This window comes from Micromonospora sp. NPDC005979 (genome assembly GCF_040614415.1).
Taxonomy (GTDB): Bacteria; Actinomycetota; Actinomycetes; order Mycobacteriales; family Micromonosporaceae; genus Micromonospora.
In genome coordinates, this window is record NZ_JBEXUR010000001.1 from 57742 (window position 1) to 82340 (window position 24599).

Genomic DNA, 24599 nt, shown 5'->3' on the forward strand with positions numbered 1-24599 from the left:
GATCGTGACAGACACCGGCGACGTACCAGTGTCGGCCGGCCGCCGCCGGGGGCGCCACGCGCTCCTGGCGGCGGCCGGCATCCTCACCGCGACGGCGGCCCTGACAGTCGGGGTCGCGGTCGCCAACCGGGGTGACGACCCACCACGACCTGACCCGTCCGCCGCGGCACCAGCCGCCAACGCGTCGGCCGTACCGCCCACCAGGCCGGGCGAGTTGACCTCGGGCCCGCTGATGGCCAGCTCACCGCCGGTGCGGGTGTCGATCCCGTCGCTGAAGGCCGCCGCGGCGACCGTCGCCCTGGGCCTGCAACCGGACGGCGCTATGCAGGTGCCGGACAACGCCGCCGAGGTCGGCTGGTTCACCAAGGCACCGACGCCCGGGGCGCTCGGCCCGGCGGTGCTGGCCGGCCACGTCAACTGGAAGGGTCACCGGGGAACGTTCTTCGACCTCGGTAGGGTGAAGGTCGGGGCCGAGGTCACCGTCGACCGGCAGGACGGCAGTACCGCGATGTTCACCGTCACGAAGGTCGAGCAGTATCCGAAGGACCGCTTTCCCACCGACGAGGTCTACGGAGCGACAAATAACGCCGCGCTGCGTCTGATCACCTGCGGCGGGGAGTTCGATGACAGTACGCAGCACTACCGCGACAACGTCATCGTGTACGCGCGCCTCGCTCACGCTCATCCCGCCTGATGCGTGCCGTCCGCCCCCGGTGGCGCGGCGACGCGTCGCCCGCACAGCGAAGGATCTGCCATGAGCGGTGAACCGGAACAGGCACGGCGCTTGCGATCCGTGCCGCAGGACACGGCGAGCCAGCCCACGGCCGACGAGTTGCTCTCACGGGTGGCACGAGGTGACGAAGGCGCGTTCGCGAAGCTGTACGACGGCATGGCGGGTCGGGTCCTCGGGCTGGCCCGGCGGGTGGTACGCGATCCGGCGCAGGCGGAGGAGGTGACGCAGGAAGTGATGGTGGAGGTGTGGCGCACCGCCGACCGCTTCGACGCCGGCCGTGGCTCGGCCTCGGCGTGGATCCTCACGATGGCGCATCGCCGGGCGGTGGACCGGGTGCGTTCCGAACAGGCCCACACCAACCGCACCCAGCAGGTCGCCGCGACCGAGACCCACGTCCCCTACGACGAGGTCGTCGAGGACGTCACCGCCCGGTTGGAGCGCGAACAGGTCCGCCGGTGCCTGGGCCGGTTGACGCCGGTGCAGCGGGAGTCGGTGACCCTGGCCTACTACGGCGGTCACACCTACCGGGAGGTGGCCGAGAAGTTGCGGACACCGTTGCCGACGGTGAAGACGCGGATGCGCGACGGACTGATCCGGATGCGCGACTGCCTGGGCATCGAGATGGAGGGTCGGGCATGAGCGCCGATGTGCACACCCTCGCTGGCGCGTACGTCCTGGATGCGGTCGACGACGTCGAGAGGGCCGCGTTCGAGCGGCACCTGGCCGAGTGCGAGCCGTGCCGCGTCGAGGTGGCCGAGTTGCGGGAGACCGTCGTGCGCCTCGCCGACGACACCGTCATCGAGTCGCCCCCGCCGGGATTGCGAGAGCGGACCCTCGCCCAGGCGGCCCGAACCCCGCAGCTGCGCGTCAACGTGGCGGGCGCCAGCGGCAGACGGCAGGCGGGCAGGTGGCGACAGCTCACCGTGGCCGCCGCGGCAGCGGTTCTCGTGGCCGGTGGTGCGAGTGCGGTCACCTGGACCGTCAGCAACGATCGGATCAGTGACGAGCAGGCCAGCAGCGAGCAGGCTCGGCAGATCGCCGCCGTCCTGGACGCCCCGGACGCCCGGGTGTTCGAACGGTCGCTACAGCCCGGTGGCGCCGCCACCGTGGTGGTCTCCCGGGACCGCGACCGTGGTGTGGTGCTGCTACGTGACCTGCCCGCGCCCGGTCCCGGGCGGATCTACGAGCTCTGGCTCATCCGTGGCAGCGAGCCCCGCAAGGTGGGACAGCTCGCCGAGGGGGATAGGGCGTCGACAACTGTCATCGGTCCGGTCGGCGAGGCGGGCACGTTCGGGGTGTCCAACGAGCCCGTCGGCGGCTCGGCCACCCCCACGCGGATCGTGGGCACTGTCGCACTGAGCTGAGCCGGGATGGGCCGGCCGCCGTCACAGCGGCGGCCGGCCCATCCCGTCCGCTGCCCGACACCGTCCGTCGGGACAGTCGTGTGCTTCTCGTCACCGACCCATCCAAGCGGTGAACCGCTCCGAATCACTCACATGGATGACGAGCTGCTCGCCGGCCGGTACCGCCGGCTCCTGCCGATCGGGGACATTGCGACCTCGGGACCCGTCTGGCTGGCGCGCGACGAGGTGCTCGACCGGCACGTCGCGCTCAAGCAGATCGCCGTGCCGGGGTGGGCGAGCGACGCCGAACGGTCCCGGTTGCGGGACCGCACGCTCGACGAGGTTCGTGGACTGGCCGGCCTGGATCATCCCGGCGTCGTGGGGATGTGGGACGCGCTGAGCGCCGACGGCCACCTGTGGCTCGTCATGGAGCACGTACCCTCCCGGTCCCTGTCCGAGGTGGTCGCCGCCGGTGGCCCGCTCGCACCCGCCGAGGTGGCGCGGATCGGCCTGCACGTTCTCGCCGCACTGAGCGCCGCCCATGCGACCGGAGTCGTGCACGGGGAACTGAGCCCGCAGAACGTGCTGCTCGCCGACGACGGTCGGGTCATGCTCGGCGGGTTCGGCCTCTCGATCTTCGACAGCCGCAGCCCGGCGACCGTCACCGCGCCGACCCTGTCGACGATCCAGTACGTCGCGCCGGAACGCGCCCGCGACGGCAGATCCACCCCCGCCAGCGACCTGTGGGCCCTCGGCGCGACGCTCTATCTGGCAGCGGAGGGCCGCCCGCCGTGGCACCGGCCCTCGACGCTGGCCACCCTCGCCGCCCTCGCCACCGAGGCGCCCGACCGGATGAGCGTCCTGCCGCTCGAACCCGCGATCACCGGGCTCCTGCTGCGCAACCCCCGCCAGCGTCTGTCCGCGCAGGAGGCCCGCGACCACCTCGAGCAGGTGGCTGCGGCGACAGTTCCCATCGATCCGGTGCCGACGCCCCGGCCGGCCCGTTGGCGGCGCGTGCCCTCCGCCGTACGTCGCCGGCCACGATCGACCGTCGCACCGGTACTCCCGATCGCGCAGGACGGGATCGACACCACAGTCATTCCGGTGACGGCATCGGCCACTCGGGACCGGACGACCGGCTGGGCGTTCGCTGGCGCCGTGGGGGGCCTGTTGGCAGTCGTGGCCGTCGTCGTTACGGCAGCCGGCGCCGTGATCGGCGGACTGGGTGGCCAGGACGGCGCACCGGATTCCGCCCAGGGTGGCGCGGCGGCCGGCGCGATGGAGCCAACCGAGGTGCCCCCGCCCGTCCACCTCTGCCTGGACGATGCCGCCTCCAGCGAGGCCGAGCCCCTACAGGAGCCCACCGCACCGCTGCCGTACGCCCTGCCGGACGGGTGGGCGTGGCACCAGGACCCCGCCGGCTTCCTGATGGCGGTGCCCGAGGGATGGACCCGGCACACCGAGGGCGGGACGGTCTGCCTCCGCGACCCCGCCGAGGTACGTGCCATCGCCGTCGACCCCGCCGCCACAGCCTCCTCCATACCCTCGACCCGGTGGGAGGCAGCGGAGCGCGACGTGCGGAAGACCGGGGCGCTACCGGGCTACCAGAAGATCAGCATCGGGCCGGTCATCCGCCCGGGTGGTGCCGCGGAATGGGAGTACACCTGCGACCAGCCGGGCGGCGAGCGACTGCACGCCCGCCGGCTGCTGGTCAACGAGGGCAAGACCCGCGCCTACAGCCTGTCCTGGATCACTAATGACAGCCAGTGGAGCGCCACCGAGCCCTTCCAGCGACTGGCCTTCTCGAGCTTCCGCCTCGACTGACCCGGCGATGGCGGGCCACGCCTTCCGGACGGCGAGGTGGGTGGTCCGTCATCGCGATCGAGTGGAGGGGGCCGCAGCCCGCTGACGCAATGGCCGGCCTTTTCGAGGATCGACCAGTGCCGTGTTGTTGGCCTGGCGATCGTTATGGGCTGTGGTGAGGGGCGATATCGTGCGGCAATACCGTGGGTCCGGCTTCCGCCGGCCGTGGGCGGTCTTGGGCGTAGGCGTGGATGACCGTCAGGACGATGTCGTCTTCGGTGGTGTAGCCGAAGTGGTTGAGCAGAAGGTCGCAGACCTGCTCGGCATTGAGCTCTCGTCGATGGGTCAGCAGGGCGACAAGTTCGGCGATTCCCTCGTCGATGCCGGCTCCGCGTCGCTCGACCAGGCCGTCGGTGTAGAAGACCACGCTGGAGCCGGGTTCCAGGGTGACGGTGTGGTCGTGACGGTTCACCTTCAAACGGGTGCCGAGCAGCGGCTCCGGTTTCGTGTTCAACACGTCGACGCTGCCGTCGGGGCGCAACAGGATCGGTGGCGGATGGCCGGCGTTGGACCACCGCAGCGTCCGCAGGCCCTGCTCGGCGTCGCCACCGTGCTGCTCGATCTGTCCGAGAACGGCGGTGGCGTAGACGTTGACGCCCAGGCCGGACATCGCTGCTTCGAGGGCGCTGAGGACCTCGCCGGGCGGTTGCGGCAGCGTGTACGCGACGCCGCGGGTCAGGTTGCGGACTTGCGCCATTGCCGCGGCGGCGTGCCGGTCGTGGCCGGTGATGTCGCCGACGACCACGGTGAGGCACCCGCTGGGTAGGAGGAAGGTGTCGTACCAGTCGCCGCCGACCTGGGCCTGCTCGGCGGCCGGTTGGTAGCGCACCGCGACCTGCAGGTGATCGGGTTGTATCGGGGTGGTGAGCAGGCTGCGTTGCAGGGTCTCGGACATGGCGCGTTCCAGGTCGGCGGTGTGGCGTTCGTCCTGCCGGAGGTGGATACGGACCAGGCTTTGTTCAAGGGTCGCCGCAATCAGTTCAAGGAACTCTTGGAATGCGCTGTCTATCGACAGGTGCGGGCTCAGGTGCACGGTCAGAACGCCGTGACGCGCCGGGTCACCGATGCGTAACAGGATGGACACCGCCCGCTCGTCGCCGAGCGCGTTGAGGTCGATGTCATGCCGAAGCGGCGGACTCTCGCGCGTAGCGACGGCCGTGTCGGGTAGCGACAACTCGACGAAGGTCAGATCGTTGCTGTCTCCTCGCAGCACGGGCAACGCCCGGTCGAGCAGGGCCTGCACGGTGTCCAGGTCTGCGAGTTGGCTGACCAGGCGGCTGAGCATGGCGAGCCTGCGTTGCGCGATGATCTGACCGGTGGTTTCGGAGACGATGTCGAGCACGCCCTCGATCGCGCCGTCCTCGCCCGCGACGGCCGAGTAGGAGAAGGTGAAGTACGACTCTTCCAGCATGCCGTGGCGCTTGATGAACAATTGCAGGTTCTCGATCCACACCGTGCCTTCACCGGCGGCTACCGACTTCAGCAGCGGCTCGATGTCGGCCCAGACCTCGGGGAAACACCGCCCGCACGGGTCGACCGAGCGCGTTCGGGTGTTTCTCGGCCAGGATCGGCACGTACGCCTCGTTGTAGAGGAGCACGAACTGCGGACCCCACAGCAGTGTCGCAGCGGCGCGGGAACGGACCATCAAATTCACCGCCGCGCGCAGGGCAGGGCTCCAGGATGCGACCGGCCCCAGGGGGGTGTCGGCCCAGTCGACCTGCTGGTACGTCTCACGCAGCGAGCCAGCGGCCTCGAACGGTTCCCTCACGACCGCATTTAACCTGAGGTCGCCTCACGGTCGTCAACCGCGCCGCCTCCACCCCCTCCTGCAACGGTGAGGATGGCGTACAAATCAGTGACCTCCAGGACACGCCGGACGTGATCCCGGGCGTTTGTCACCACGAACGGCAGGTCCCGCGGCGTGGCCGGTCAAGAGACTGGCGAGTGCCGGTTCCGGTTTGGCATCATCCAGTCGTCTGGGGGCAGAGAGCAAGGATGAGCATTCTGAATCTGTCCCGTCCGCCGCCCGGAGCCGCCGTGCTGCGCCGATGGATGATCACCGGCTCCGGCGATCTGGCGACGCTGCGGATGTCGCTGAGTCGCTGCCTCACCCGCCTGAGCCCTCTTCCCGAGGATCTCCGGCAGGAGTTCGGCGAACGTGTCAATCTGGTCGCCACCGAACTGGCGACCAACGCTCTGCAACACGGCGCACCTCCCGCCATCGTCCGGCTCCTCGGCGGCGACGACTGCGTAATCCTCGACGTGGCAGACAGCGACCTGTTCAACGCCCCCCGCCTCACCGAACCCACCGTCATTGACTTCCGTGGCCGTGGACTCATGATCAGTCGAACCCTTTCCACCCGCATCGGCTGGTACACCACCACGACCGCGAAGCACACCTGGGCGGTATTCGCGTACGTCCCACGGTGATCAGCGTTGTTTCCGGCGCCCACCGCGATGTCGGGCTCAAGGAGCTGGCGCTGACGCGGTGCGCGTGCGAGAGGCGAACCAGCCTCTGCCGAGCGTGACCGGGTCACATTCTGTAGGCGTGCGTCGGCGCTGTCGCGGTCAGTTCTGCGAACCAACGCCGATCACGGCGGAATAGATCCCGCACGACCAGCCCGGCAGCTGAGCCGCCCTGGTGACCGCCACCGTGTCGAGCCGGGCCCACCGGAACGGTGGCCCGACGTGCCACCCACCCTCGGCGCCCTCAACGGCCAGTCGGGCCTGACCCATCCATAGCCCGGGACCGGGTGGTTCGAGTTCACGGGCACGGTGCCGCCGGGTCGCAGCAGGTCACGACATCGAGCGAGTAGGACGCCCGGGTCGCCGCCGATGCCGATGTTCCCGTCGATCAGGAGCACATGTGCCCAACGCCCCTCGGCGGGCAGGGGGCGAACCGGTCCGCCCGGAGGGCGACCGCGCCGCGGGCGCGGGTCAACCGGACTGCCTGCGCCGAGATGTCGACCCCGACCGCCGTCACCCCGGCGCGGGAGAGTGCCGACGTGAGTCGCCCCGGGCCGCAGCCCAGGTCGAGGGTCGGGCCAGCGCACCTACCGAGGATCTCGTCCATCGTCGGCTCGGCTGGCCCGTGCCAGCGGCGTATTGGCAGGCGGCGGCGCGAGCCGTTGTCGTCGTGCACCAACCAGTGGGGGTCGACGTGTTGGCGAAGCGCGCTGCCGAACGCCTCCGACGGTCTGGCCCGGACGCTGCGGGTCATCGCGGGAGCCCTGATGCGAGGTCATGCTGAAGGGCCGCGACCTTGCGTGCGAAACGGCCGGCTGGTCCGTGCTGGTCCGAGTGGCCCTCCGTTGCGACGGTCACCCGGTACCGGGAGTGCTGGTACGGCCCTTCGGTGGTCGGGCAACGCGTGGGAGTCGCATTCCCCAACCAGGCCGCCGGATCGTCGGCAGTCGGGGAGGCCACCGCCACTGCGTCATGGGCGAGGCGGTCGCCGAGGTCGGTGCCGTGCTGGGGCAGGATGTGCCAGCCAGCCAGCGAGCGCGAGGGCCAACTCGCCGGCGTCCTCGGCGTCGGCCGGCTGACCGTGGAGGGTGACACCGGGTGTGGCGCGGACGGCGTCCAGGGTGTCCAGTAGCGCTGCCGCGGCTAGTTGGGGAGCCTGGCGAGGGCTGGCGGGTGGGCAGAGGCGGGTCTTCACCGCTCCGGGCGCGGGTGCCTTCGCCGCCACCAGCCAGACGGTCATCGAGGACGTCAACAGTGCGAAGGACTTCGGCGAAGTCTCGGGTCGCGCGCAGGGTGCCACGTGCCGAACCGGAGACCTTCGACCGGGTGCCGGCGGCGCGGTGCGAGTACCGCACGTCGATTTCCTGGATGCGCCAGCCGGACGCAGCGGCCCGGATGAGCAGCTCCAGCGGGGGTATCCGAAGGCCCGGTCGGCGATACCGAGGCCGAGCAACGCCTTGCGGCAGGCGACCCGGATCGGGCTGAGGTCGCGCAACGGTATGCCGCGGTGTCGCAGCAATGCTGCTACCAGGGCGGTGCCGGCTCGGGCGTGCCATGGCGAGACACCGGCGGCGGCCGACAACGAGGTCGGCCGAGCCGTCGGTCACCGGCGTACGACGACATCCGCGTGGGCGGCACCGGCATGGCGCAGGTGAGCCTCAACCGCAAGGTGGTCGACGACATCCCGCCAGCGGATGCCGCCGCGCCGTCCGTCACGCCAGCGGACCGGTGAGATCGTCTGACCGCTCGGTCCGCCCCGTTACCCGGTCCCACAGAATCGGCTGTCGACCGGATCGGCTGATAGGTTGATCTCCGGTGTGCCGGGAAGTCTGGTCGGCGTTGCGACGACGGCTGGCCAGAACAGGAGACGCGCCCCATGAGCACCCTGGCCTGGATCGCGGTGGTCGTGTTCGCCGCCGCCTACGTGCTGATCGCCACCGAGAAGATCAACCGGGTGACGGTGGCGCTGGGTGGCGCGTCGATCATGTTGGCGATCGGGGCGACCGACGCCGAGCACGCGTTCTTCTCCGAAGAGGCGGGCATCGACTGGAACGTCATCTTCCTGCTGCTGGGGATGATGCTGATCGTCGGCGTGTTGAAACGCACCCGTCTGTTCGAGTACCTGGCGATCTGGAGCGCCAAGAAGGCTCGGGGCCGCCCGTTCCCGATCATGGTGATCCTGGTCGTGGTGACCGCCGTGGTGTCGGCGGCGCTGGACAACGTCACCACGGTTCTCCTGGTGGCGCCGGTGACGCTGCTGGTCTGTGAGCGGCTCGACGTGCCGCCGATCCCTTTTCTGATCGCCGAGGTCATGGCGTCCAACATCGGTGGTGCGGCCACCCTGGTCGGCGATCCGCCGAACATCATCATCGCCAGCCGGTCGGGGTTGAGTTTCACCGACTTCCTGAACGTCATGGCCCCGCTGGTACTGATCGTGATCGTCGTGTTCATCGGCCTGTGTCGGATCATGTTCCGCAAGGCGTTCCGCTACGACGCCGAGCGCGCCGCCCGGGTGATGGCGCTGCGGGAGGCGGACGCCATTCGTGACCGCCGCCTCGTCGTGATCAGCCTGGTGGTCCTCGGCGCGGTGCTGCTCGCGTTCAGCCTGCACACGGTGCTGCACCTGGAGCCGTCGGTGGTGGCCATCCTCGGCGGCCTGCTGCTGCTGGCGTTGTCCCGGCTGGATGCGGAAGACGTGGCCAAGGACGTCGAGTGGCCGACGCTGGTGTTCTTCGCCGGCTTGTTCATCATGGTCGGCGCCCTGGTCGCCACCGGCGTGATCGACACCATCGCGCGGTCGGCGACCGAGGCCGTCGAGGGCAAGCTGTGGCCGGCCACCATGTTGCTCCTGTGGGCGTCGGCCGGGTTGTCGGCGATCGTGGACAACATCCCGTACGTGGCGACGATGAGCCCCATCGTGAGCGAGCTGGTGAACGCCGAAGGCGGGATCGGTAAGGCTCAAGTGCTCTGGTGGGCGCTCGCCATCGGGGCTGACTTCGGCGGAAACGCCACTGCCGTCGGCGCGTCCGCGAACGTGGTGGTGCTCGGCATCGCCGACCGCGCCGGGCACAAGATCACGTTTTGGGGCTTCACCAAGTACGGTCTCATCGTCACCGTGATCTCGGTGGCGATCGCGGTGCCGTATCTGTGGCTGCGATTCTTCTGACGCTCAGGTGCCGAGCATCCGGTCGAGCAGCCCGTCCAGGGTGATCGCGCCGGTCATCACCCGGTCGCGGTCGACGACCGCGACCAGCGGCACGTTCGAGCGGGCCATCACCGAGGCCACCTCGAGCAGAGTGGCGTCGGCGCTGACCGCCGGCAGATCCGGACGGTTACGGGGTAGCAGATCCGCGACGGTGCGGTTACCGATACCCTCCAGGATCACGTCGGCGGCGGCCTCGTCGATCACCCGGGCCAGCGCCGGATCGTCCTGGCAGTAGGACGGCAGCGCCATCCGCAGCACCTGCGTACCGGCCAGCACCGTCGAGGGGCGGCCCTTGCTGTCGACCACGATCAGGCCGGGTAGGTCCTGCGCCGCCAGGATCCGCGCTGCCTCCCGGGCCGGCATGTCCTCGGTAACGGTGTCGATCGAGGTCGCCACATCGCTCGCGCGCATGCCCCGACCATACGCCCGGGGCGTCGCCTCGATCGCACCGATACCGCCCGACGCCCGCCGTCCGCCCGACCTACCGCTGGTAGACGTCGGGGACGTCGTCGTGGTCACGGTCGACCTGCTCGGCCTCGTAGATCTGCTGGTACACGCGGTTGCGCACCCGCAAGATGACCATGGCGAGCGCGGCGGCGATCACGGAGCCCGCCAGGACGGCGATCTTGACCCGGCCGTCGGCGTCGCTGCCGATACCGAAGGCGAGTTCGCCGATCAGCAGCGAGACGGTGAACCCGATACCGGCCAGCACGGCCAGCCCGGCCACGTCGATCCAGGCCAGCCCCGCGTCCAACCGGGCCCGGGTGAACCGGGCGACGAGCCAGGTCGCGAGCAGGATGCCGATCGGCTTGCCGACGACCAGGCCGAGGATGATGCCCACCGCGATGGGGTCGGTGACCGCCTGCGCCAAACCGTCGAGCCCGCCGACGGCCACCCCGGCGGACATCAGAGCGAACACCGGCACCGCGACGCCGGCGGAGATCGGCCGGAAGCGGTGTTCGAAGTGCTCAGCCAAGCCGGGCCCGGGGCCGGCGCCGCTGGAGCGCAGCACCGGAACGGCGAAGGCGAGCAGCACCCCGGCGACGGTGGCGTGCACGCCCGAGGCGTGCACGAGCGCCCAGGTGGCGAACGCCAGCGGCAGGAGCAGCCACCATGAGCGCACCCGACGCTGTACCAGCAGCGCGAACAACCCCAGCGGCACCGCCGCGGCCAGCAGTGGCAGCACCGACAGGTGGGCGGTGTAGAAGACCGCGATGATGACGATCGCCAGCAGGTCGTCCACGACTGCCAGGGTCAGCAGAAAGGTACGCAGCGCGCTCGGCAGATGCCGGCCGATCACCGCCAGTACGGCGAGGGCGAACGCGATGTCGGTGGCGGTCGGAATCGCCCAACCCTTCACCGCGCCACCCCAGTTCACCACCGCGTACAGCAGGGCCGGCACGAGTACGCCGCCGACCGCGGCGGCGACCGGGACCGCGGCCCGGCGGGGATCGCGCAGATCACCGGCGACGAACTCGCGTTTGAGTTCGAGACCAGCGACGAAAAAGAAGATCGCCAGCAGCCCGTCGGCCGCCCACATCGCCAGCGACAGGTCGAGGTGCAGGGCGTGGGGGCCGACGGTGAGCGCCGTCATCGCCTGGTAGCGATGCGCCCACGGAGAGTTCGCCCAGATCAGCGCCACGACGGCACCGATCAGCAGCAGTGCCCCACCGATCGTCTCCTTGCGCAGCACGTCGGCGATGCGACGTGCCTCGGCCCAGGAACCACGGCCAAGGACACGAGGGGGCGACTGAGGGTTCGACGTCACAAGGGGCCCACTTTCGGAAGACAGGTCAAGACCATTCGCCGACCAGGCTTCCCGGCACACCGCACTCCATGGTACCGACGTCCGAGGGCTCGGGAACGGCTTTGATCGACTACTACCTGCGGTGTGCCTCGTCACTGCGCATGCGGAGTCGTCCTTGATGAGGCGCGTGCAGTGGCCGACGAACTGGGCCTACCGCCGGGTTTGCGCGATCCATCCGGTGACCGCCGCCGAGTCGGCGCTGGAGCCAGGTCGGCGTGTAGCGCTCCAGCTTGGTGTCGCACGGCCGCAGCGAACTCGACGTGGGCGTCCGCGCCCGTTCGATGAGCGACACGTACGAGCGTCCCGTACGGCGGATGGCCGATCGGGCCCGCATCGGCCCGGGGCGGATGGACCGGGCAGCAGGGTGTGCCTTCATCAGCGTTCTCGAGGCCGGCGCAAGCCCGATCGGCGGGCGCTGCGCTCGGGAGGGCCGTCGTGCCGCGTGTATCGACCTGCCGGAACGTGTGGCCGTCGTAGGGTGCGGCCATGGCATCCACGGTGTGGGTCGACGGAACGGCGTACGAGGCATATGTGGGTCGGTGGAGCCGTCTCGTCGCGGCGGCGTTCGTACGCTGGCTCGGCCTGCCGGGAGGGCTGCGCTGGCTCGATGTGGGTAGTGGCACTGGCGTACTGACCTCGACGGTGCTGGCGACCGCGCAACCACGGCAGGTCACCGGCGTGGATTCCTCCGAGGGTTTCGTTAGGCAGGCCCGTGCTCAGGCCACTGACCCGCGGACCGTCTTCACGGTCGGTGATGCCCGGGTGCTGCCCCTACCGGACAGCGCCGTCGACGTGGTCGTGAGTGGTCTGGTGTTGAACTTCGTACCTGAACCGGCCCGGGCGGTGGCGGAATTCGCGCGAGTGGCTGTCCCCGGTGGGCTGGTGGCCGCCTATGTCTGGGACTACGCCGAGGGGATGGAGATGATGCGACAGTTCTGGGACGCTGCCAACGAGCTCGACTCCGCCGCGGCAGGGCGGGACGACGGCCGCCGCTTCGCGCTTTGCCGGCCGGAGGCGCTTCAGACGCTGTGGCGTGAGGCTGGGCTGACCGATGTGTCGGTGGAGGCGGTTGTCGTACCGACCGTCTTCACCGGCTTCGCCGACTACTGGACACCGTTCCTCGGGGGGCAGGGCTCTGCCCCCGCTTACCTGTCCTCGTTAGCCGAGCCCCAGCGGGTCGCGCTGCGGGACCTGCTCGCCGCCCGCCTGCCAACCGGTCCCGACGGGTCGATCCGACTGACCGCACGTGCCTGGGCGATCCGCGGTACCCGGCCGACAGGCGTGTGAAGGACGCGGCGCATGTGGTGCGGCAACGACGTCATCCCCGACGCACTGCTCCTGCGCCCGCACACCGAAACCGCCTGCCGTGGCGGCGGCGCCCTGGCCCTGCGCCTGGTCGACCTGGACACCGTCAACGGACTCGTCGCCTGAGTGAGAAAGGTGCCACCGGACGGTGGTAACCGATGACCCCCGACTTCGCCGAAATACCTGCACGAGCACGCCTGCGCCCGGGCGCGGTCCTGCTCGCCGGCACTCTCCTGCCTACCCGTGTCGGCCAACCCGCTCGTCCGCAGCGACGGCCGTTGTGCGTTCCACCCATTCAGCCATGCGCCGGGCGGACGGCTCCGCATCACTCACATGGGCGACGCGCTGCTCGCCGGTCGGCACCGCTTGCTCCTCCCTGTTGATGACACCGCCACGTCGGGGCTCGTGTGGCTGGCTCGCGACGAGGTGCTCGGCCGGGAGGTCGCGCTGAAGCGGACCGCGGTGCCGGTGTGCGCGAGCAACGCGGAATGGGCCTTGTTGCACGAGCGGACGCTGGTCGAGGTTCGTGGACTTGGCCGGGCTGGACCATCCGGGCGTCATGAGGATGTGGGACGCCCGTCGACGTCACGGATGAGGCGAGCGTGGCGGCGCTCGCTGAACGGTTGGGTCGCGTCGACCATGTCGTGTCGACAGCGTCGGCCCGCGCTCGCGGACGTCTGAGCGACCTGCAGGCGGCCGCCGTACTGCAGTCCCTGTCGACCAAGGTGGTCGGCCCGATCCTGCTGGCCAAACACCTCGCACCTCGCATGCCGTAGGGCGGCAGCTTCGTCTTCTTCTCCGGCGCGACCGCCCACAAGCCGGCGCCGGGCATGCTGGCGGTGGCGGCCACCAACGGCGGCGTCGACGCGGCCGTCCGGGCCCTGGCCGTGGAACTCGCGCCGCTGCGGGTGAACTCAGTCTCGCCGGGCACCATCGACAGCGGTGCCTACGACGCGCTCGGCGAGCAGCAGGAGGCCGACCTCTTCGCGAGTCGGGCGGCCCGCAACCCGGCCGGTCGGGTGGGCCACCCGGACGACGTCGTCCGCGCGGTCCTCTACGCCCTCACGAGCACCTTCTGCTCACCTCGTTGATCGACGACACCGCCAACCGCACACGCTCGTCCGCCCTCGTCGCCGAAGAGTTCGGACATGCCACCGGCTCGTCCTGACCCGTGGCCCGACATCAGATGATCCCAATCCGAATACTCTGACTTGCCCTGTTTGCCCGGATCAAATCCGGGAAGTGCGGAGGACCTTCGATCAACGGTTCAGGCCACCGGCACCGGCAGCCCGAATCATCCGCAGGAGGTTCCGGCATGTTCGACGGCTTTGACGAATTCGATATACCCACGTCGGGATCGACGATCCACGGTCGCCGCGGCGGCAGCGGGCCTCCGGTGCTGCTCTTGCACGGAATTCCCGAGACGCACCTCATGTGGCACCGGGTAGCGCCGCGGCTCGCCGAGAGCTACACGGTGATCGCCACGGACCTGCGCGGCTGGGGTGACAGCGGTAAACCAGAAAGCAGTGCGACGCACGAGCCGTACAGCATGCGAGCGATCGCCCGCGACCAGATCGAGGTGATGCGGAGCCTGGGCTACGAGCAGTTCCGCCTCGTCGGGCACGACCGGGGTGCTCGCTGCGCCTACCGCCTCGCGCTCGACGAACCCGACGTCGTCACCCGGCTGACCGTCATGGACGTCGTGCCCATCGGCGACGTCTACGACCGGGCCGACAGGACGTTCAGCCTCTCCTACTGGGTGTGGTCGTTCCTGGCAGCTCCGGCACCGGTGCCCGAGCAGTTCATCGCGGCGGCGCCCGCGGTGCTCGTCGACTTCATGCTCGACACGTGGCCGGCGGTGAAGGACGCGTTCCCGGCCGAGGTACGCGCCGCGTACGTCAAGCAGTTCGGCGACCCCGCCACCGTCCACGCGATCTGCGAGGAGTTTCGCGCGGCCGCGTCGCTGGACTACCAGCAGGACGAGGCGGACCGCGGCAACCGAAAGATCGCCTGCCCGGTGCTGTTCCTCTGGAGTCAACAGGGTCAGGTCGCGAAGCTCTACGACGACCCGCTCGCGATCTGGCGCGAATGGGCCGACGACGTACGCGGCGAGCCGGTGCCGGTCGGCCACTTCATTCCTGAGGAGGCGTCCGAGGAGACCACACGGCAGCTCCTGGACTTCCTGAGGTAGCGGACCATAGGCGTCAACCGCGTTGGGATGCTGTCGACGGCGAGCCACATCCTCGGCAGGACCGCGCTGACGATCTTGGCGAAAAGGAGAGGATGATCAATGCCTCTCACTCGTATCGCGATCCGCGAGGGCAAGTCCGAGGCGTACAGGCAGGCACTGCTCGACCAGATCTACGAGGCCATGCGCGAGACCGTCAAGATCAAGGACGGTGATCGCTTCATGGCCATCACGGAGCACGGCGAGAGCGCATTCGCCTACGGTGATTTCCTCGGTATCCAACGGTCGGCTGACCTGGTGCAGATCCAGGTCTTTTGGACGTCGGGCAAGTCCTCCGACGCCAAGTTGGCGATGTATCGCGCGATCGTCGAACGGCTCGGCCGCGACCCGGGGGTGCGTCCCGAGGATGTGCTGATCTCGGTGGTCGAGACCAGCGCCGAGAACTGGTCCTTTGGTAACGGGGAAGCTCAACTCTTCAAGGGGCCGTGAGAGCAACGCGAGCGCAGGCCGCATCGGACGACCGCGCCCGGCGAGTGGTCACCGGCGCGGGGCCGGCCCGCTGGACTGCCGGATGGTCAGGTGCGTGGGCAGCAGCACGGTCTGACGGGAGGCCGTTTCTCCCAGGTGCTCAAGGTGGTCCAGCAGCATGGACACCGCCACCCGGCCGGCCTGTTCGATCGGCGCGGTGAGGGTGGTCAGCGGAGGGCTGCAGAAGTCGGCACCGAAGATGTCGTCGCAGCCCACCACGCTGATCTCGCCGGGGACGTCGACGCCGCGTTCGGCCAGCCGCCGCAGGATGCCGATCGCCAGCAGGTCGTTGAAGGTGACGCCGGCGGTGGCGCCGGTGTTCAGCAGCGCGTCCGCGGCGACCGACCCGGAGTTGCGGGACACGCCGAACGGTCCGACGCGGGCCGCGGTGAGGCCGTGTCGGGCCATCGCGGTCCGCATCGCCCGCCACCGGGCCGCGTCGGCCCAGGAGGACGGCGGTCCGGCGACGTACGCGATCGCCCGGTGGCCCAGCGAGACCAGGTGCTCGACGGCCTGCATCACCCCGTCCGGGCTGTCGATGACGACGCTGCGCACCCGGGGGACGTTGCGGTTGACAGTGACGACCGGCAGTTCGGCGGCGATGACGGACAGGGTCCGCTCGGGCAGCCGGGAGGCGGCGAGGATCACCCCGTCGACCGACCGGCGCACTTTGTGCAGCAGATGGTTCTCCAGCTCGGCCGAGTCCTCGGTGTCGATCAGCAGCAGGGCGTGGCCGGCGGCGCGCAGTTGTTGTTGCGCGCCGCGGATCAGTCCGAAGAAGAACGGGTTCGTCGCGTCCGAGACGAGCAGGGCGACCGTTTCGGTACGCCCCGACGACAGCGCCCGCGCGTGCGTGTTGGGTACGTAGTTCAGCTCGCGGGCGGCGGCCTGGATGCGTTCCCGGGTGACCCGGTTGACCCGGTCGGGCCGGCTCAGCGCCCGGGACACGGTGGAGGCGGCAACGCCGGTGAGGGCAGCGATGTCGTTGATGGTCACGCGGCCCTCCCGGCGTACCGCCGCACGGGGAGAGGGCGCGCCTTCGGGGTTCATGCACATCAGCAGAGCATCGATGGCAATTAATGGCAATCGATTGCCGTCCGGTTTCCGTGGTTGTTACGTTCGCTCGCACGGTTCATCGAACCGGGAAGATTCCCGGGCGTCTGGCTATGTGTTTTCCACACCATTCCTCTCCGGACAGCCACCACCCAAGGAGTAGAGATGAACGCCATCCGCGCACTTCTCGCGGCGGCCCTGGCCGTCACGGTCGCCGTACCCGTCACCGCCTGCGATCCCGGTAGCTCCGCCGAGGACGGCGGGACGCTCAACGTGCTCATCGGGGCGAACTCGATCTACCCCGAGGAGCAGAAGCAGTGGTTCGCCGACGTGTCGGCGAAGTTCCAGCAGCAGGCCGGTGCGAAGGTCACGTTCGAGACCTTCGCCAGCCCCACCGACGAACTCACCAAGATCCAGACATCGATGCTCTCCGGGCAGGGGCCGGACATCTATGCCCTCGGCACCACCTTCACCCCGACGGCATACTCCACCGGCGCCTTCGTCGACCTCACGGCCGACCAGTGGACGAAGATCGGCGGCCGGGACCGCTTCCTGCCGGCCACCCTCGGCATCTCCGGCCCGGACGCCGCGCACGAGGTCGGCATCCCCTTCACCAGTCGCCCTTTCGTCATGGCGTACAACAAGGAACTGCTGGCCGCGGCGGGCATCGACAAGCCGGCCAGCACCTGGGACGGCCTGCGGCAGCAGGCCAGACAGCTGACCGGGGCCGGCAGGTACGGCATGGCCGTGGCTTACGGCGACGGCTTCGACCCGTGGAAGTTCATCTGGGCGATGAGCATCCAGGCCGGCAACCCGCTGGTCTCCGACGGCAAGGCGCGGCTGACCGATCCGGTCACGGTCAAGGCCTACCAGACGTACCTCGGCTGGCTCGCCACCGACAAGGTCGTCGACCCGGCGGCGACCGGCTGGAAGAACGCCCAGGCCATCGCCGCGTTCGGCGCCGGCAAGGCCGCCTTCCTGCCGATGGTCTCGGCGACCTCGAAGGTCACGCTGGACAAGTCCGCGGTCGCCGGCAAGTACGGCTACGCGATCATGCCGACCGTCCCGCCGGGCGCCACCAGCCTGGCGTCGGGCGGCGTCGGCGCCACCAGCATCCTCTCCGGTGACAACCTGGTGATCGCCAAGTACAGCAAGAACCAGGACCTGGCGCTGCGCCTGGTCAACATGCTGACCACCGCCGAGTCGCAGGAAACCTACTACCGGACCTTCGGCGAGTTGCCGACGAACGCGGAGCTGGCGAACCGGCTGGTCGCCGACCCGGCGCTCGCGGCCATCGTGGAATCCGCGTCGAAATCGCACAGCACCCCTTTCCACGGCGGGTGGAGCAAGGTGCAGCTCGCGCTGGTCAACGTGGTTGTCCAGTCGGTGCCGAACCTCGCCGCCGGCAAGGTCGACGACACGGCCCTCAACGCCCTGCTCACCCGGGCCCAGTCCGAGGCGCAGGCCGCGCTGGACAAGGCGAAGTAGATGACCGTCACCGACCCAGCGACGGCGGACGCTCCGGACACCGGCGATGCGCGCCGGGTCGAGGTGACCCGTCCGTCTCGGCCGCGCCGCCGTCGCGGCGTGACCGCCGGCGGTGCCGCGTTGTGGCTGCTCGCGCCCGGCGGCCTGCTCACCCTGACCGTCATCGTCGTGCCGTTCGTCGTCGCGCTGGTGATGTCGCTGCTCGACCTCGACCAGTACACCTTCCGGCAGTGGCTGTCGGCACCCTTCGTCGGCGCCGGCAACTACGTGGAGGCGGTGAGCCGCACCAGCCTGCCGCATGCCATCTGGGTCAGCGGGTCCGCGGCGGTGATCGCGACGTTGCTCGCGTTGCCGCTGGGGGTCGCCGCCGCGCTGACCACCCACCTGCCGTTCCGTGGGCGGTCGCTGATCCGGTCCCTCTACCTCATTCCGTACGTGCTGCCCGCCTTCGTCGTCGGCACCATCTGGCGGATCATCCTGCAACCCGACGGGGTCGCCAACCAGGGCCTGGCGAGCCTGGGCATCGCCGGCGGCCTGTGGCTGAACGGGCCGAAGAGCTACCTCGCCCTGATCGTCGTGCAGGCCTGGTCGGGCTGGCCGCTGGTCTACCTGCTCGCCCTGGCTGGCCTGCAGGGCATCGACGACAGCCTGCACGAGGCCGCCGCACTCGACGGCGCGCAGTGGTGGGCGAAGCTGCGCCACATCATCCTCCCGCTGCTGCGCCCGCCGGTCGCGCTCGCCGCGATCATCTCGCTGCTGCACATGGTGAACAGCTTCACCCTGCCGTTCGTGCTGTTCGGCGTTCCGAGTCCGCACGACGTGGAGGTGCTGCCGGTGCTGACGTACGTGGAGAGCTTCCAGAACCTGAGGTTCGGGCTGAGCGCAGCGATGGCCGTGATCTCGCTGGTGCTGATCCTGGTCCCGCTGCTGGTCTATCTACGCACCGTCAAACTCGACGCGCCGGAGGCTGCCGCATGAACTCGGTGCATCGCCTGCTGCCCCGACCACTGCAGATCGGCCTGACGGTGATCCTGCTGACCATCGTCGGCGCGCCGGTCGGCTACGTCTTTCTCGCCTCGGTCAACACCGACCTGGCCGTGGCCGCCGGTGACTTCTGGCCGGAGCGGATCAGCGTCGACAACTTCGTCCGGATCTGGTCGACCGTTCCGCTCGGCCGGGGGCTCACGAACAGCCTGCTCGTCGCCGGCACGGTGGCGGTGACCTGCGCGGCGATCGCGGTCTTTTCGGCGTACGTCCTGGTCCGCCACCGGTTCCGGGGCCGGCGCACCGTGCTGCGCGCGCTGCTGGGCATGCAGTCGATCCCCGGCACGCTGCTGCTCCTGCCGGTCTTCGTGCTCTTCGCGACGATCGGCAGCAGCCTCGGTGTGCCGACGATCGGCACCCGGTGGTCGCTGGTCGTCACCTACCTCACGTTCGGGCTGCCGTTCTCCACCTGGATCATGGTGACCTACCTGCGTGAGCTGCCCGGCGAGCTGATCGAGGCCGCCCGCGTGGACGGTGCCGGGAGCTGGCAGATCCTGCTGCGTATCGTCATCCCGCTGAGCTGGCCGGGCCTGGTCGTCGCGGCGATCTTCGCGTTCCTGCTCGGCTGGAACGACGTGCTGTTCGCCTCGGTCATGACCGACGTGGACACCCGCACCGCGGCGGTCGTGCTGCAGGTCTTCGGCGCGTCGCAGGAGGGCGGGGCGATCCCGCCGTACGGGCAGATGATGGCCGCCGCCCTCGTCTGCGCGGCCCCGGTGGTCACCCTCTACCTTGCCTTCCAGCGGTACATCGTCAATGGGCTGACCGCGGGAGGTGTGAAGTGACGGCGTGGACTCTGTCCGGGTTCGGCGACGAGATCGATCCAGACCCGGCGGTGCAGCTCGCGGTGCTCAATGCCCTCGGCGCCCGGCACATCGAGGTGCGCAGCGCGTGGGGCACCAACGTGGTGGAGCTCGGCGACGCCCAACTGGACGCCCTGGCGGAGGCGGTCGAGGCGCGCGGCATGGCGGTTTCGGCGGTCGCGTCGCCCGTCGGGAAGGTCGACGTGACCACCGAGGACGGCGGTGAGCTCCAACGGCTGCGCGCAGCCGTGGCGGCCGCGCACCGGCTGGGCAGCCGGTACGTCCGGATCTTCTCGTTCTACCGCCCGGCCGGGGTCGCCCCGGCCGAGATCCGCGCGGCGGTGCTCGCGCGGATGCGGGCCTTCGCGGCCCTCGCCGAGGACTCCGGCGTCGTGCTGCTGCACGAGAACGAGAAGGACATCTACGGCGATGTGCCGCGGCGGGTCGCCGACCTTGTCGAGTCGGTGGACTCGCCCGCGCTGCGCGTCGCCTGGGACAACGCGAACTTCGTGCAGGTCGGGGTGCGGCCCTACGACGACGGGTACGCGCTGCTGCGCCCGCACCTGGAGTACCTGCAGATCAAGGACGCGATCGCGGCCACCGCCGAGGTCGTGCCCGCCGGCCATGGCGACGGCCAGCTGCTGCGGACGCTCACCGCGCTGCGCGACGACGGTTATGCCGGCTTCGCCTCCCTCGAACCGCACCTCGCCAGCCAGCACGACCTCGGCGGATTCTCCGGCCCGGCCGAGTTCGGCCGGGCGGCGCGCGCGTTCGTGAACCTCACCGCCTCGATAGGAGTGCATCTTCGATGACTGTCCTCAATGTCGTGATCACGGGCAGCGGGGTCATCGCCCGCACCCACGCCGGGGCGATCCTTCGGCACCCCGGACTGCGTCTCACCGCGCTCGCCGACCCGGACCCGCAGGCCAACGACCGGCTCGCCGGGTGGATCGGCGAGCAGGGTGGCCCGCCGCCGGCCCGGTACGCCTCGCTGGGCGAGGCCCTCGCGGCCGAGGCGGCGGACCTGGTGGTGGTCTGCACGCCCAGCGGTACGCACGCCGATCTCGCCGAGGAGGCCCTCGCGGCCGGCGTGCACGTGCTCGTCGAGAAGCCCCTCGATGCCTCCCTGCCGGCGGCCCGCCGCATCGCCCGGGCCGCCACGGACGCCGAGGCGGCCGGTCAGGTCTGCGCGGTGGTCTGCCAGCACCGGTTCGACCCGGCGAGCGTCGCGGTCGCTGCCCGGGTGCGCGCCGGCGACCTGGGGCGGCTCACCTCGGCGGTGGCCAGCGTGCCGTGGTGGCGGGGCCAGCGGTACTACGACTCGGCGGGCTGGCGCGGCACCTGGGATCAGGACGGCGGCGGCGCCACCATCAACCAGGGCGTGCACACCGTGGACCTGCTGCTGTGGCTGTTCGGCCGGCCCGAGGAGGTGTTCGCCTACACCGGCGTCCTCGCCCACGAGCGGGTCGAGGTGGAGGATGTCGCCGTGGCGGCGATCCGGTTCGCCGACGGGGCGCTCGCCGTGCTGCACGCCACCACCGCGGCGTACCCGGGCCTCGGCGTGCGGTTGCAGGTGCACGGCTCGCAGGGGTCCGCGGTGATCCACGACGACCAGCTGGAATACCTGCACACCGCCGAAGGCCCGGACCCTTCCGCGTACGCCGACGGGCCCGACCGGTCCGGCGACGCCGTGCCACCGTCGCAGCTGCGGGGGTCGACCAAGCCCGACGACGCCTTCGTGACCGGGCACCTGCGGCAGTACCACGACACGGTCGAGGCGATCCTCGGCGGCCGGCGACCGGGGGTCACGGCGGTCGAGGCGCTGCTCGACGTCGCCGTGGTCAAGGCGGTCTACCTCTCGGCGCACCTGCGTCGGCCGGTGTCGGTGCCGGCGGTGCTGGCCGGCGACTTCGACGACGAGCTTGCCGCCGTCGAGGGCTCCGCGGCCACGGTGTCGTCCGTCCTGCGGGTGGGGGTGGCGTGATGAGGTGGTCGGTGTTCACGGCGTCCACGCCGGACTGGACGCCGGAGGAGGCGGTCGGGCAGTTGGCCGCGCAGGGCTGGGACGGTGTCGAGTGGCGGGTCACCGATCAGGAACCGGCCCGACCGCCCGGGTTCTGGGCCGGCAACCGGGCGACCGTCCCGTTGACGGGGCTGGAGGGTGAGCTGCCCCGGATCGCCACGATCACCCGCGAAGCCGGGCTGGCGGTGTCCGGGCTCGGGGCGTATGTGCCGGCGGCCGACCACGGCAACGTCGAGCGGGTGTTGGCTGCGGCCGCCGCGCTGGGCGCGGATCGGGTCCGGGTGACCATGCCGCAACTGGGCAGTGGCGACTATCGCGAGCTGATGGCCGGCACCCGACGGGATTTGGCGTGGATCGCCGGGCGGGCGGCGGAGCACGGGGTGACCGCGCTGGTCGAGCTGCACCACGGCACCATCGTCGCCTCAGCCTCGGCGGCGATGCGGCTGCTCGACGGCCTACCGCCGGAGCATGCCGGGGTCATCCACGACATCGGCAATCTGACCATCGAGGGATTCGAGGATCCGCTGGCCGGTTTCCAACTGCTCGGCCCGTACCTGGCGCACGTGCACGTGAAGAACGTCGTGTGGCGGGTGAGCGGCACCCGGGACGACGGGGGACCGCGCTGGTCGGCCGAGTGGGCGCCGTTGCGGGAGGGGCAGGCCGACCTGGCGGCCTATCTCGGCGCGCTGCGCCGGGTCGGCTACGACGGGTGGGTGACGGTCGAGGACTTCTCCACCGCCGCGCCGCTGGCTCAGCGGACCCGGGACAACCTGGCCTACCTGCGGGAGTTGGACCTTCGGGTACGCGCCGAGCAGGCGGGACGCTGATTCCGTGAAGTGACGGAAATTCATGCCCTGTGGTTCCGGTGTCGATCGAGTGTGGCCAGAGTGAGAGTGGATCGTACCCGGAGTCAGGTTTACGGCGCGGGTTCTGGGCTACGGCGTCGGACGGTTCACCGTAGGCAGTTTGAGCATCGTCAGGCCGCTGTCTGTCCGGAGCAGATAGCTGTTGTCCGTGGAAGCATCCCCGGTCCCCGAGCTTGGCTCGATGTATCGCTCGGTACGGGGAAGCGGTACCTCGAGCAGCTTGCCGTCGTACAGCATCCAGAGGCCGAAGCAGTCGTCCTCTTCGTCGTGGATCAACACCTGTACCGTCTCGGGACGTGGCCAGGGCACGCCCTCCAGGTACTCCAGCAGCTTGGCCCAGTGTCGTCGATGGGTGAACTCGGCGGCCCAGCCGCGGCCGAACGTACCTGCCCACTGGCTTTCCTGCTCACAACAACATTCGATCTTGTGCGAGGTGGTCAACGCAACTGCCATTGACTCTGATGCTGGCAGCGGCCGAGCGGAGCAACCCAGCGTGCCATTGCGCGAGGACAACAGGGGACCGACCGAGCCCAGGGGTGAGACCGCCGAGATCAGTCCGGCAAGCCCGTGGGTTGTCGGAGATCGACAGTTCTCAAGCCGACAGTCGGCCGTGCCCGGTCAGTGGTACGCGGAGAGGTGGAAGTGGATGCGCCGAGAGCCGGGCATGCCTCCGTGACAGTGGTCCCCGCGTCGCACGAGCGCAGGCGCGAAACCCTCCCGGGCACGCGGAAGTGCGGATCACTTCGAGCTACCACTTGACTGCGCTCTGCGCACGGTGAAGATTGCTGCATGGCCAACGGGCGGCACGAGCCAGCGTATGCAGTGTGCCCCCGGCTTGCAGGGAAGTTGGCTAGCTGGCGGAGGGTCGCAGCGATGAAGCGGGTGCGTCGGCTGCGTTCGCTCAAGCCCGACGTCTTTAGTGGATCGGGGGTGGGCAAATGATGGTTTACTCGCGCCGTCACCGCGGGGACGAGCGCAATGGCCTGCAGAAACTTATCTCGCGCTCCATATTCTACGTCTACTTCCCCCTCTTCATCTTAATTTTCCTGGCGGCGAACTTCGTCTGGGAGGTCGTCCGTGCCAATGTTAGTCAGCAGGCGCTCACCTCTTGGCCTCTAAGGTTCACCTTGCTGAATCCCTCTACGACTGCCGTCCTTGTTGGCGCTACTGCCACACTGCTCATTGGGCGCATGCAGTGGGCCCACGCTAATCGACCGGCACTCGGATTCGCTATCGCTGATGAAGGCTTCAAGTTCGATCCGAGCAGTGACATGTGGCACGTGTGGTTGTACAACGCAGGACCGGGCATTGCTCAGGTGGAAGGCTTGCGCTACAAAGTCCGGTTCGTCAATGATTCAACTTCCACGCCAGCGACTCTCTCTGAGATCAACCACACCCTAGCAAGCCGAGGCTTGGTGGATGGCGATGACTACTTCATCAGATGGATCGGGCAAGGCGCTCCGCTGGCCGCTGCCAAGAATCCAGCAGAAGGCAGGCGAATAGCAAGTTTGTCGACTGCGGCGCTGGCCCACATCGTGGAGCTCGACATTGAGATCACTATCATCGACGGGGTCGGCGACAGGCACCGCCGAAACCTCCTGATAATTGACAGTCTTCCCAGCATTGCGAAGTCGGCCATCAGCCAGCTGAGGGGCGAACGATACGGAGAGGGCCCATCCTCCTGCAGTTCGGCCGTACCCTGAGAGCCATCCTGTCATCGGACAAATCCGGTTGTGCGCCCGTGGATACAGGTCAACGCCGTTGAGGATGCCCGCTGCTCCCATCCCGTCCCGCCAATTTCGGAGCCCTGCCCCTGGCGTCGTCAGCGCCACCGTCAAATGCGCGATCAACTCAAACCCTGGAAGATCGTCAAGACCTGGCTA

The 24599-nt window shown here is 69.5% G+C and carries 24 protein-coding genes and 4 pseudogenes; 19 read left to right on the forward strand and 9 right to left on the reverse strand.

The genetic code is table 11. The features are described 5' to 3' along the window. Window positions 1-4: 4 nt before the first annotated feature. From ABZ272_RS00255 to ABZ272_RS00270, 4 genes are all read left to right on the forward strand, one after another. On the forward strand, window positions 5-694 hold the full coding sequence (locus ABZ272_RS00255) for a class F sortase (RefSeq protein WP_355047678.1): 690 nt from the start codon (window positions 5-7) through the stop codon (window positions 692-694). A gap of 60 nt (window positions 695-754) precedes the next feature. Continuing rightward, on the forward strand, window positions 755-1372 hold the full coding sequence (gene sigK, locus ABZ272_RS00260; protein ID WP_355047679.1) for an ECF RNA polymerase sigma factor SigK: 618 nt from the start codon (window positions 755-757) through the stop codon (window positions 1370-1372). Further along, window positions 1369-2097 (forward strand): anti-sigma factor, encoded by a 729-nt coding sequence (locus ABZ272_RS00265; protein WP_355047680.1) that lies wholly within the window; start codon window positions 1369-1371, stop codon window positions 2095-2097. Before sigK ends, ABZ272_RS00265 begins: the two co-directional genes overlap by 4 nt. A 132-nt stretch (window positions 2098-2229) precedes the next feature. Continuing rightward, complete coding sequence (locus ABZ272_RS00270; protein WP_355047681.1) at window positions 2230-3900, forward strand: serine/threonine-protein kinase; 1671 nt, start codon at window positions 2230-2232, stop codon at window positions 3898-3900. Between the two features lie 142 nt (window positions 3901-4042). Here ABZ272_RS00270 and ABZ272_RS00275 read toward each other — a convergent pair whose 3' ends face one another. Continuing rightward, entirely contained in the window at window positions 4043-5392 is a 1350-nt protein-coding gene (locus tag ABZ272_RS00275; protein WP_355047682.1) for a PP2C family protein-serine/threonine phosphatase, read from the reverse strand. A gap of 7 nt (window positions 5393-5399) precedes the next feature. After that, complete coding sequence (locus ABZ272_RS00280; RefSeq protein WP_355047683.1) at window positions 5400-5708, reverse strand: hypothetical protein; 309 nt, start codon at window positions 5706-5708, stop codon at window positions 5400-5402. 227 nt (window positions 5709-5935) lie between these two features. Here ABZ272_RS00280 and ABZ272_RS00285 point away from each other — a divergent pair, with 227 nt between their 5' ends. Beyond that, entirely contained in the window at window positions 5936-6370 is a 435-nt protein-coding gene (locus ABZ272_RS00285) for an ATP-binding protein (RefSeq protein WP_355047684.1), read from the forward strand. 103 nt (window positions 6371-6473) lie between these two features. Here ABZ272_RS00285 and ABZ272_RS00290 read toward each other — a convergent pair. The 3 pseudogenes from ABZ272_RS00290 to ABZ272_RS00300 all read right to left on the reverse strand — a co-directional run. After that, a pseudogene (locus ABZ272_RS00290) lies at window positions 6474-7160 on the reverse strand (class I SAM-dependent methyltransferase). 194 nt (window positions 7161-7354) lie between these two features. Continuing rightward, window positions 7355-7646 (reverse strand): annotated as a pseudogene (locus ABZ272_RS00295) (glycosyltransferase); the annotation flags it as partial. Between the two features lie 10 nt (window positions 7647-7656). Further along, a pseudogene (locus tag ABZ272_RS00300) lies at window positions 7657-8016 on the reverse strand (glycosyltransferase); the annotation flags it as partial. Window positions 8017-8282: 266 nt separating this feature from the next. On the opposite strand from ABZ272_RS00300, the gene ABZ272_RS00305 reads away from it, so the two are divergent. Continuing rightward, window positions 8283-9572 (forward strand): ArsB/NhaD family transporter, encoded by a 1290-nt coding sequence (locus ABZ272_RS00305; RefSeq protein ID WP_355047685.1) that lies wholly within the window; start codon window positions 8283-8285, stop codon window positions 9570-9572. 3 nt (window positions 9573-9575) lie between these two features. Here the strand turns inward: ABZ272_RS00305 and ABZ272_RS00310 are convergent, their stop codons facing one another. Together ABZ272_RS00310 and nhaA are read right to left on the reverse strand one after the other, a co-directional pair. After that, entirely contained in the window at window positions 9576-10022 is a 447-nt protein-coding gene (locus ABZ272_RS00310; protein ID WP_355047686.1) for a CBS domain-containing protein, read from the reverse strand. A 70-nt stretch (window positions 10023-10092) separates the two neighbouring features. Then, window positions 10093-11379 (reverse strand): Na+/H+ antiporter NhaA, encoded by a 1287-nt coding sequence (gene nhaA / locus ABZ272_RS00315; protein WP_355047687.1) that lies wholly within the window; start codon window positions 11377-11379, stop codon window positions 10093-10095. Between the two features lie 525 nt (window positions 11380-11904). On the opposite strand from nhaA, the gene ABZ272_RS00320 reads away from it, so the two are divergent. From ABZ272_RS00320 to ABZ272_RS00345, 6 genes and pseudogenes are all read left to right on the forward strand, one after another. Continuing rightward, on the forward strand, window positions 11905-12705 hold the full coding sequence (locus ABZ272_RS00320) for a methyltransferase domain-containing protein (protein WP_355047688.1): 801 nt from the start codon (window positions 11905-11907) through the stop codon (window positions 12703-12705). A gap of 12 nt (window positions 12706-12717) precedes the next feature. After that, a complete protein-coding gene (locus ABZ272_RS00325; protein WP_355047689.1) occupies window positions 12718-12849 on the forward strand; it encodes a hypothetical protein in 132 nt (43 codons plus the stop codon). A 207-nt stretch (window positions 12850-13056) separates the two neighbouring features. After that, window positions 13057-13404, forward strand: coding sequence for a hypothetical protein (locus ABZ272_RS00330; protein ID WP_355048254.1), 348 nt, complete (start codon window positions 13057-13059; stop codon window positions 13402-13404). Beyond that, a pseudogene (locus ABZ272_RS00335) lies at window positions 13326-13814 on the forward strand (SDR family oxidoreductase). The gene ABZ272_RS00330 and the pseudogene ABZ272_RS00335 overlap by 79 nt, the downstream one beginning before the upstream one ends. Before the next feature lie 305 nt (window positions 13815-14119). Next, a complete protein-coding gene (locus ABZ272_RS00340; protein ID WP_355047690.1) occupies window positions 14120-14914 on the forward strand; it encodes an alpha/beta hydrolase in 795 nt (264 codons plus the stop codon). Window positions 14915-15013: 99 nt separating this feature from the next. Then, window positions 15014-15400, forward strand: coding sequence for a tautomerase family protein (locus ABZ272_RS00345; protein ID WP_355047691.1), 387 nt, complete (start codon window positions 15014-15016; stop codon window positions 15398-15400). A gap of 48 nt (window positions 15401-15448) precedes the next feature. On the opposite strand, the gene ABZ272_RS00350 is transcribed toward ABZ272_RS00345, so the two are convergent. Then, complete coding sequence (locus ABZ272_RS00350; RefSeq protein WP_355047692.1) at window positions 15449-16435, reverse strand: LacI family DNA-binding transcriptional regulator; 987 nt, start codon at window positions 16433-16435, stop codon at window positions 15449-15451. 222 nt (window positions 16436-16657) lie between these two features. Between ABZ272_RS00350 and ABZ272_RS00355 the strand changes: the two genes are divergently transcribed. Genes ABZ272_RS00355 through ABZ272_RS00380 form a run of 6 tightly spaced genes read left to right on the forward strand, consistent with a single transcriptional unit; the run spans window position 16658 to window position 22677 of the window. Then, complete coding sequence (locus ABZ272_RS00355) at window positions 16658-17980, forward strand: extracellular solute-binding protein (RefSeq protein WP_355047693.1); 1323 nt, start codon at window positions 16658-16660, stop codon at window positions 17978-17980. After that, a complete protein-coding gene (locus tag ABZ272_RS00360; RefSeq protein ID WP_355047694.1) occupies window positions 17981-18958 on the forward strand; it encodes a sugar ABC transporter permease in 978 nt (325 codons plus the stop codon). After that, complete coding sequence (locus tag ABZ272_RS00365) at window positions 18955-19809, forward strand: carbohydrate ABC transporter permease (RefSeq protein WP_355047695.1); 855 nt, start codon at window positions 18955-18957, stop codon at window positions 19807-19809. The genes ABZ272_RS00360 and ABZ272_RS00365 overlap by 4 nt, the downstream gene beginning before the upstream one ends. Next, window positions 19806-20639: a TIM barrel protein gene (locus ABZ272_RS00370; RefSeq protein ID WP_355047696.1), complete on the forward strand. Its 834-nt coding sequence runs from the start codon at window positions 19806-19808 to the stop codon at window positions 20637-20639. Before ABZ272_RS00365 ends, ABZ272_RS00370 begins: the two co-directional genes overlap by 4 nt. Further along, the gene (locus tag ABZ272_RS00375) at window positions 20636-21811 is read left to right on the forward strand and encodes a Gfo/Idh/MocA family oxidoreductase (RefSeq protein ID WP_355047697.1); all 1176 of its coding nucleotides are present in this window, start codon (window positions 20636-20638) and stop codon (window positions 21809-21811) included. Before ABZ272_RS00370 ends, ABZ272_RS00375 begins: the two co-directional genes overlap by 4 nt. Beyond that, a complete protein-coding gene (locus tag ABZ272_RS00380) occupies window positions 21811-22677 on the forward strand; it encodes a sugar phosphate isomerase/epimerase family protein (RefSeq protein ID WP_355047698.1) in 867 nt (288 codons plus the stop codon). Before ABZ272_RS00375 ends, ABZ272_RS00380 begins: the two co-directional genes overlap by 1 nt. A 108-nt stretch (window positions 22678-22785) precedes the next feature. Here ABZ272_RS00380 and ABZ272_RS00385 read toward each other — a convergent pair whose 3' ends face one another. Next, a complete protein-coding gene (locus ABZ272_RS00385; protein ID WP_355047699.1) occupies window positions 22786-23169 on the reverse strand; it encodes a hypothetical protein in 384 nt (127 codons plus the stop codon). A 485-nt stretch (window positions 23170-23654) separates the two neighbouring features. On the opposite strand from ABZ272_RS00385, the gene ABZ272_RS00390 reads away from it, so the two are divergent. Continuing rightward, window positions 23655-24419 (forward strand): hypothetical protein, encoded by a 765-nt coding sequence (locus tag ABZ272_RS00390; protein ID WP_355047700.1) that lies wholly within the window; start codon window positions 23655-23657, stop codon window positions 24417-24419. Window positions 24420-24599 lie beyond the last annotated feature (180 nt).

Coding starts and splice junctions, on each gene's coding strand:
- ABZ272_RS00385 (WP_355047699.1), bottom strand. CDS start 23,169: ATGGCAGTTGCGTTGACCACCTCGCACAAGATCGAATGTTGTTGTGAG.
- ABZ272_RS00310 (WP_355047686.1), bottom strand. CDS start 10,022: ATGCGCGCGAGCGATGTGGCGACCTCGATCGACACCGTTACCGAGGAC.
- sigK (WP_355047679.1), top strand. CDS start 755: ATGAGCGGTGAACCGGAACAGGCACGGCGCTTGCGATCCGTGCCGCAG.
- ABZ272_RS00320 (WP_355047688.1), top strand. CDS start 11,905: ATGGCATCCACGGTGTGGGTCGACGGAACGGCGTACGAGGCATATGTG.
- ABZ272_RS00375 (WP_355047697.1), top strand. CDS start 20,636: ATGACTGTCCTCAATGTCGTGATCACGGGCAGCGGGGTCATCGCCCGC.
- ABZ272_RS00360 (WP_355047694.1), top strand. CDS start 17,981: ATGACCGTCACCGACCCAGCGACGGCGGACGCTCCGGACACCGGCGAT.
- ABZ272_RS00265 (WP_355047680.1), top strand. CDS start 1,369: ATGAGCGCCGATGTGCACACCCTCGCTGGCGCGTACGTCCTGGATGCG.
- ABZ272_RS00270 (WP_355047681.1), top strand. CDS start 2,230: ATGGATGACGAGCTGCTCGCCGGCCGGTACCGCCGGCTCCTGCCGATC.
- ABZ272_RS00330 (WP_355048254.1), top strand. CDS start 13,057: ATGGGCGACGCGCTGCTCGCCGGTCGGCACCGCTTGCTCCTCCCTGTT.
- ABZ272_RS00345 (WP_355047691.1), top strand. CDS start 15,014: ATGCCTCTCACTCGTATCGCGATCCGCGAGGGCAAGTCCGAGGCGTAC.
- ABZ272_RS00365 (WP_355047695.1), top strand. CDS start 18,955: ATGAACTCGGTGCATCGCCTGCTGCCCCGACCACTGCAGATCGGCCTG.
- ABZ272_RS00285 (WP_355047684.1), top strand. CDS start 5,936: ATGAGCATTCTGAATCTGTCCCGTCCGCCGCCCGGAGCCGCCGTGCTG.
- ABZ272_RS00325 (WP_355047689.1), top strand. CDS start 12,718: ATGTGGTGCGGCAACGACGTCATCCCCGACGCACTGCTCCTGCGCCCG.
- ABZ272_RS00355 (WP_355047693.1), top strand. CDS start 16,658: ATGAACGCCATCCGCGCACTTCTCGCGGCGGCCCTGGCCGTCACGGTC.
- ABZ272_RS00305 (WP_355047685.1), top strand. CDS start 8,283: ATGAGCACCCTGGCCTGGATCGCGGTGGTCGTGTTCGCCGCCGCCTAC.
- ABZ272_RS00390 (WP_355047700.1), top strand. CDS start 23,655: ATGATGGTTTACTCGCGCCGTCACCGCGGGGACGAGCGCAATGGCCTG.
- ABZ272_RS00380 (WP_355047698.1), top strand. CDS start 21,811: ATGAGGTGGTCGGTGTTCACGGCGTCCACGCCGGACTGGACGCCGGAG.